The organism is Rhizobium sp. PEPV16 (genome assembly GCF_008919455.1).
GTDB classification, from domain to species: domain Bacteria; phylum Pseudomonadota; class Alphaproteobacteria; order Rhizobiales; family Rhizobiaceae; genus Rhizobium; species Rhizobium leguminosarum_Q.
Genome location: NZ_VSZV01000355.1, coordinates 117,964 through 125,113 on the forward strand (window position 1 = coordinate 117,964; position 7,150 = coordinate 125,113).

The 7,150-nt window shown below is 58.5% G+C and carries 6 protein-coding genes; 3 read left to right on the top strand and 3 right to left on the bottom strand.

The features are described 5' to 3' along the window. Nucleotides 1-136: 136 nt before the first annotated feature. The 3 genes from repB to FY112_RS34210 form a co-directional block, all read right to left on the bottom strand. Entirely contained in the window at nucleotides 137-1,189 is a 1,053-nt protein-coding gene (repB, locus tag FY112_RS34200) for a plasmid partitioning protein RepB (RefSeq protein ID WP_017957620.1), read from the bottom strand. Nucleotides 1,190-1,231: 42 nt separating this feature from the next. After that, nucleotides 1,232-2,446: a plasmid partitioning protein RepA gene (repA, locus tag FY112_RS34205; protein WP_017957621.1), complete on the bottom strand. Its 1,215-nt coding sequence runs from the start codon at nucleotides 2,444-2,446 to the stop codon at nucleotides 1,232-1,234. Between the two features lie 551 nt (nucleotides 2,447-2,997). Then, a complete protein-coding gene (locus tag FY112_RS34210; protein ID WP_017957622.1) occupies nucleotides 2,998-3,456 on the bottom strand; it encodes a helix-turn-helix transcriptional regulator in 459 nt (152 codons plus the stop codon). Between the two features lie 358 nt (nucleotides 3,457-3,814). Between FY112_RS34210 and FY112_RS34215 the strand changes: the two genes are divergently transcribed. The 3 genes from FY112_RS34215 (at nucleotide 3,815) to FY112_RS34225 (ending at nucleotide 6,869) form a co-directional block, all read left to right on the top strand. Then, a complete protein-coding gene (locus FY112_RS34215; protein WP_151520335.1) occupies nucleotides 3,815-5,017 on the top strand; it encodes an MFS transporter in 1,203 nt (400 codons plus the stop codon). 207 nt (nucleotides 5,018-5,224) lie between these two features. After that, a complete protein-coding gene (msuE, locus tag FY112_RS34220) occupies nucleotides 5,225-5,785 on the top strand; it encodes an FMN reductase (RefSeq protein WP_017957624.1) in 561 nt (186 codons plus the stop codon). Between the two features lie 244 nt (nucleotides 5,786-6,029). Next, nucleotides 6,030-6,869 carry a MetQ/NlpA family lipoprotein gene (locus FY112_RS34225; RefSeq protein WP_020485921.1) on the top strand — a complete coding sequence of 280 codons (840 nt, stop codon included), beginning with the start codon at nucleotides 6,030-6,032 and terminating at the stop codon, nucleotides 6,867-6,869. The last annotated feature ends 281 nt before the right edge of the window (nucleotides 6,870-7,150 follow it).

Below are 7,150 nucleotides of genomic sequence, written 5' to 3' on the forward strand. Positions count from 1 at the left end.
TTCAAGGCAAAAGATCGCGGCTCACCAAATTCGGTGCCAAAGACTCTTGACTATGATTCGCGGAAATGTGATTCTCTGGGTGTCTAGATCAGAGAGGGCTTCCGCGACGGCAACGTTCGGGGGCCTTTTCTTTTGCTTATTGATCTCCGTTCTTGGTCAAATCCTGTGTCTTCTCGAACGCCTCGTAGAGACGATCCAGATTGCTGGCGATGTAGGCTCCAAAGGCAGACGCCTTCTCCGCCTTCAACGCGATGGTGAACTGTTTCCCGTCATCCTTGATCTTCGCCTTGACCGCGCCGTCCTTGCGCTGCCAGGCGTGAGCGGCGGGCTGAATTGCCGCTATGGATGAGGCTTGTTGTTGCCTCCTGCTGATGAAGGCAACCAGCATATCGAAGCGGGCATCCGGCTCAGCCGTCTCGAATTCCCTCGATTTGGTGAACTCGATCGCTCGTGCGCCAATGTTTTCGGTCTCGAATTTCACGGACAGATCGTGCCACCGATCACGGCCGGTGGTCTTGGCCGCACCGATCGCGGTCAGGACCTCGGCTGGGATCCGCTTGGTAACGGATAGCATCTTGGAAACCGTCGTCTTGTCGGCGCTGAGCGCGGACATGATCGTTTCCCTGTCGAAGCCCAACGTGTCGAGCTTGTCGGCAAACATGGTCCTCTCAATGAAAGAGAGATCGGCGCGTGCCGAATTCTCCTGGCCCTGCGCAATGACATGGTCGCGATCGTCGAGTTTCTTGACCACGGCGCGGACGGATCGACCGAGTTCCTTGGCGGCCCGGGCGCGACGGTGGCCGAAGGCGATCTGATATCGGCCGTCCTTCTCAGGATGCGGACGGACGAGGATCGGCGAATCCTGACCGCGCAACCGGATCGCCTCAACCAGTTCGCGAAACTGTTCGTCGGTATGCGCCAGCCGGTCGGTCACGAAGGAATCTTCGATCAGGGCAGGGTCGAGATCAATCACCGTCTCACCGGTCGCCAGCTTTTCCTCGATCGCTTTGGCGGCATCGGCCTTGGCAGCCAGCGCATCGATACTGCGCGTCACGGCACCGAGAGCGCCGATCCCCTTATAGGTAATCTGCTGCTTCTCGTCCCTGTGGAGCGGTTCGTCCTGATTGTTTACCGCAGTAAACTTCTTGGAATCGTCCATCAGACCCGAAAGGAGATTCTTACGCGCCATAAGCCAGCTCCTCGTCCCAGTTTACCGCAGTAAACTTCTCGGTCATTTCCGCCCCCATGCCTTGTGGATGAGATCGGCGATCTCGGTATTGACGGAATCCATCGCCTCCATGGCGCGGTCATAGGTCGCGCGGGTAAACTGGTTCCGCTCGACTTCGTAAAGCGTCTGATTGGTCATCGCCGCATCGGAGATCGCGACGCTGCGCAACATCGGATTGGTGAGCACATGGTTCTTGAACATCGAACGCATGAAAGCGACCATTTGCGTCTGCGGCCCGTCCTGCGGATCGTAGCGGGTGACGAGATAACGCAGCCAGTCGAGGTTCATGTTGCCGCCGGCACCCTTCAGTGTGTTCAACACCTCGCCGAGCATCTGCAGGAATTGGCACATCGACATCACGTCGAGCATCTGAGGATGAACGGTGATCAGAACTGCCGTTGCGCCGCAAATGGCGCTCATGGTCAAGAAGCCGAGTTGGGGAGGGCAGTCGATGATGACGACGTCGTAATCGTCGGCGACCGAGGACAGCGCCTCGTCCAGCCGTGCGAAGAAGACGCGTCCGTAGTCACCCGCCTTGCCTTGAGCAAGGACGCGCGGCGTATCATGCTCGAATTCCATCAGTTCGAGATTGCCCGGCACCAGATGAAGGTTCGGGAAATTCGTCGGACGGATGATCTCTCTCAGCGGCCGCCGCTGATCGTCATAACGAATGGCGGCGTAGAGCGTCTCATTTTCGTTGACGTCGAACTCCGGCTGAAAACCGTGGATGGCGGAGAGAGAGGCCTGCGGATCGAGGTCGACGGCAAGGACACGGTGACCCGTCAGGGCAAGATGCTGGGCAAGGTGTGCCGCACTCGTCGTCTTGCCGCTGCCACCTTTGAAGTTGACGACGGCAACGACCTGCAGATGTTCGTTGCCGCGGCGATGACGCATATAATGCGTCCCGGCGCGGGCATTGTGCTCCAGGAAGCTCCGCATCTCTTCCATCTGCTCCGCCGTATAGGATCGACGGCCCGACGGCGTGACCTGGGGAAGGGCGCCTTTGCCCTCCAGCGACAGGTTGCGAAGATAGCCGCTGGTGACACCGAGGAAACGCGCCGCCTCGGCAAGCTGAAATTCCCTCAGACCCTTCAATGCACGCGGCGGAAACATCTCGAGCCGATGCTGCTTCAGCTTGTCGGACAGTTCCTGCGCCTGACCAATAATCAGCTGGTCGACATCAGAAATTGCTTTTTCTATCTGCGGTGCCATATTCATGGAAATCTCGAAAATGCGATTTAAAAGCCCCAGGCGCTGTGAAACCGCATTTAGCGCCGATTCTGGAGGGGTGGCAAGGCAAATAGGGTTAACAAGATCCTACCCCGAGGTTGTCCAATCTTTTTCAAAGGCTTGAACATGCCGCCCGGGCGGCCGCTGTCGGAGCAGCGATAGCGCATTCGCCCAGCCGAATCGCAAGAGCAAGGCCGCACAACCGGCATCATAACCGACTGGATACGTCAGAATCGAGATATCGAGCGTGCACAGCTCTTTGAAGAACGTCCGAATTGGGCAAGCACCTGGACAGTCAGTAGCCGTTCAGTGCAGCGTGGCGGAGAGCCGTCATGATTACTAGGGACACGCCGCTCCCGCCGAGGTCCTCCAACAGAGCGCCCAGCACAAAGTCCAGGCGATAGCGGCGAATTCAACGCCCAGCTCGACGCCGTCCCTCAGATAGCGATCCAGCAAACGCCAAATCGCAAACAGGCCTCTTTCGGGAAATGCCACTGATTGTCCGGTCGGCCCGCCAGGCGCAACGCTGCGATACCCGCCTATTCCCCGAGCGGAAGGGTGATATCCGCTGCGGAGGCTCCCGATGTCAGACCGCGACTTTCCGCCTGCGCCATCGCCTTCACCAGCGCGATGACCGTTTCGCGGATATTGCTGTCGGCGATCTTCAGAAAAGCGCGGTTGAGCACCAATCCCTCTTTCGTTCGCAGGAATTCGGCGACCGGATCCATATTCGCGGATAGATCCAGCCCGTGCAGCGTCAACGGCTCGGAATTCTCCTGTTCGAAGAAGAAGCTCGGCGACGTGTGCAGCACCTCGGCGATCCGCTGCAGCCGGCTCGCGCCGATGCGGTTGATGCCCTTCTCGTATTTTTGAACCTGCTGAAAGGTCACGCCGATCTGCTCGGCAAGCCGTTCCTGGCTCATCCCGAGCAACTGCCGGCGCAATCTAATGCGCGCTCCGACATAGCTGTCTATCGCATTCGCTGTCTTGACATTCATCGCGTGTTTTCAGCCTCAATCGCATTTTCAATCGGTGCAGCTGTAGTATCCCCTGCATGGCTTTTCCATGGTTGTTTTCACATAGCCCACTGGATATGTGATCATCGCGGCTGACTGTGATATGAAAGCCCTCGCCCGGAAAGACGTGAAATCACGCAGAAATCACTCGGCGGAAGCGCAAATCGAACAAAAGCCGTACCAATACGGATAAAACTGGGCTGTAATTGCGTCCCGGCTTACGCTAAATGCAGTTCAGCGACCGTCGCACGAGAGTCTTCCCAGCCCCGATCGCCCGAAAATCCATAGAACAAAAGCGACGTGGCATGGCACCGGCCGTGCCTGTGCAGGAGAAGTATTGATGGCAACCGTTGCCGAGAGCCCGCCTCGTTTCGAAAAGACGACGATGTCTATCCTCATGGCGGTCAGCTTCTGCCACATGCTGAACGACATCATGCAGTCGCTGCTCGCCTCGCTTTATCCGCTGTTCAAGGCGAACTACGATCTCGATTTCGTGCAGATCGGTCTCCTCACCATGACTTTCCAGGTCACGGCTTCGCTGCTGCAGCCGCTGGTCGGAATCGTCACCGACCGCTGGCCGATGCCCTATTCGCTTCCGGTCGGTATGGCGAGTACCTTTTGCGGCCTCATTCTACTCGGTAATGCCGGCAGCTTTGAACTGCTGCTGGTTGCCGCAAGCCTGATCGGCTTCGGCTCGGCGGTCTTCCACCCGGAATCTTCGCGTGTTGCCCGTCTTGCTTCGGGCGGTCGCCACGGTTTCGCGCAATCCTTCTTCCAGGTCGGCGGCAATGCCGGCCAGGCGATCGGTCCGCTGCTTGCCGCCTTCATCGTGCTGCCGCTCGGCCAGCACAGCGTCTCCTGGTTCGCCGCCATCGCCATGGTCGGCATGGTCGTGCTGAGCTGGGTCGGCAACTGGTACATGAGCCACAGGCGCCAGAATGCCAGCAAGCCGGCAATAAGCCGGACCCTGCCGCTGCCGCAGAACCGGGTCATCTGGGCGTTGCTGATTCTTGTGCTGCTGACGGCAACGAAAAATGTCTACATGGCCAGCGTGTCGAGCTATTTCACTTTCTATGTCATCGACAAGTTTGAACTCAGCGTGCAGCAGGCACAGCTGATGCTCTTCCTGTTCCTCGGCTCGGTCGCCGTCGGCACCTTCCTCGGTGGACCGATCGGTGACCGCTTCGGCGCCCGTTTCGTCATCTGGTTCTCGATCCTCGGCGTCATGCCCTTCGCGCTCTTGCTTCCCTATGCGAACCTTTTCTGGACGGGCGTACTCAGCGTCGTCATCGGCCTGGTCTTCGCTTCGGCCTTCTCGGCAATCGTCGTCTTCGCGCAGGAACTGGTACCCGGGCGCGTCGGGCTGATTGCCGGGGTCTTCTTCGGCTTCGCATTCGGGGCAGGGGGGCTTGGTGCAGCCCTGCTCGGCAGTTTCGCCGATACCCACGGCATCGATTTCGTCTACCGGATCTGCTCCTACCTGCCGCTGCTCGGTCTCCTGACGGTCTTCTTGCCGCGTATTCCCAAGCAGAAACCAGTCTGAGGCGACATCGCTTACGGACAATCGATCGAGCCGGAATGTCACCAACACTCCGGCCCGATTTCGCACGTCGCCGTCGCCCATAGGCCCGAACGTATTTTTCTCCTCCTATGAGGAAGAGGGATCACCATTCCTTTAATCCACTATTTTTATAGATAATATTCGTGCGATAATGACGTCGGTCTCGGCACGATATTGGAAGGAAATGGCATGTCTGCTCACAAACTGGTCGGCCTTGCAGGTAGTTTCAACCGCCCCTCGAAGACCTTTGCGCTTGTCGAAAACATTGCCGGTCTCGCCGGGGAGAAATACGGCTTCGACAACACCATCTATGACCTGGCCGATGTCGGCCCCTCGCTTGGGCAGGCGCTGCGCCGTGACGACCTCGACAGTCGCGCCAGGGAAGTTATCGACGACATCGTCAATGCCGATGTGCTGGTCATCGGAGCGCCGACTTACAAAGGCAGCTATCCCGGCCTCTTCAAGCATCTGATCGACCTGATCGACCCGCATGAACTGCGCGCCAAGCCAATCATCATCACTGCGACCGGCGGCGGCGACCGCCATGCGCTGATGGTCGAGCACCAGCTCCGCCCGCTCTTCGGTTTTTTCATGTCGCACACGCTGCCCACCGCGGTTTACGCGTCCGACCGCGACTTCACCGATTACCGTGTCTCGTCCGATCCACTTTCCAAGCGGATCGGCGAAGTCATCGGCGAGCTCAAGACGTTCTTTCCTGCGCGAAATCACGCCCTGATTGCTGCCGAATGAGGAATGCCGGAATGGGCTTGAGACGGCGCCGAGGAGGCGCCGTTTTCAGTTTTGGAGCATGCTCTCAAGCCGCAAACAAACCCACAAATTTGGTGGAAATTTATCCTGCCGATATCGATGGTAGGGCAAGAGTTTTTCCGGCCTTTCCTCCACATCAGACATTCGTGCTTCGCTCCCGATCCGCGCATTTGCCATGATCGGCCTGCTCGGGGCGTTCGGCCTCATTCAGTCAGACGGGATAACAATGACCAAGAACAAAAATCTTCACGGCTTCCACCTTTCACGCCGGGCGGCTCTTGCCGCCGTCGCCATTTCGGCGGCCGCAGTCTTTTCTTTTGCAGCACCCGCTCCTTCCCATGCCGAGGACAAGTCGATCAAGGTCGGCATCATGGCCGGCGAGGAGGAGGACATCTGGCGCGTGGTCGCGAGCGAAGCGGGCAAGAAGGGTCTCAAGATCGAGACCGTCATCTTCAACGACTACACCCAGCCGAATGAAGCGCTGGAGCGCGGCGAAATCGATGCCAATGCTTTCCAGCACCAGCCCTATCTCGACAACCAGATCCAGCAGCACGGCTATCACATCGTTCGCGTCGGTTATACCGGGGTCTGGCCGATCGGCCTTTACACCAAGAAATACAAGTCCGTCGCCGAGATCCCGGAAGGTGCCGTCATCGGCGTGCCGAACGATCCCTCGAACGAAGGCCGTGCGCTGCGCGTTCTCCAGAGCGAAGGCCTGATCAAACTGAAGGAGGGCACCGGTATTCTCGCGACCGTCGCCGACGTCACCGACAATCCGAAGAAGATCGAGATCAAGGAACTCGACGCCGGCATCGTCGGCCGTTCGATCGACGATCTGGATGCCGGTATCGTCAACACCGACTGGGCGCTGAAGAGCGGTCTTTCGCCGGCTGAACGCATTGCCCAGGAGCCGGTCGCCGATAATCCGTACCGCAACTTCATCGCCGTCAAGGACGACAACAAGGATGCCGAATGGGTCAAAACGCTTGTGTCTTCTTATCAGAACGACACCGTCAAGGCCGAATTTGAGAAGGTCTACAAGGGCACCGGTCTCAGCGCCTATTGATCAGAGGCAGGGCTGGGGTTAGAGCCTTTCCGGGTTAGATTGAAGCATTCTGTTGGCTCAAACGGAGTCGGATGTTCGACCGGCCGGCGCGTGTCGTAGCCCGGCTCTACGGCCAAGCCGGCCGGTCGATCAGCCGGCCCGTTTCAGCCAACCCGAAGGGCCGGGCATCTTTGCGCCAGGATCAGAGGCGATCGGCTCGGACGTACCAAGAGGTATGCCCGTCGCCAATCGCCTTTGCCCTGACGAAAACCTGCTCCGGCAGAATGCTGCAATCTAACCCG

Coding starts and splice junctions, on each gene's coding strand:
- repB (WP_017957620.1), bottom strand. CDS start 1,189: ATGGCGCGTAAGAATCTCCTTTCGGGTCTGATGGACGATTCCAAGAAG.
- repA (WP_017957621.1), bottom strand. CDS start 2,446: ATGAATATGGCACCGCAGATAGAAAAAGCAATTTCTGATGTCGACCAG.
- FY112_RS34210 (WP_017957622.1), bottom strand. CDS start 3,456: ATGAATGTCAAGACAGCGAATGCGATAGACAGCTATGTCGGAGCGCGC.
- FY112_RS34215 (WP_151520335.1), top strand. CDS start 3,815: ATGGCAACCGTTGCCGAGAGCCCGCCTCGTTTCGAAAAGACGACGATG.
- msuE (WP_017957624.1), top strand. CDS start 5,225: ATGTCTGCTCACAAACTGGTCGGCCTTGCAGGTAGTTTCAACCGCCCC.
- FY112_RS34225 (WP_020485921.1), top strand. CDS start 6,030: ATGACCAAGAACAAAAATCTTCACGGCTTCCACCTTTCACGCCGGGCG.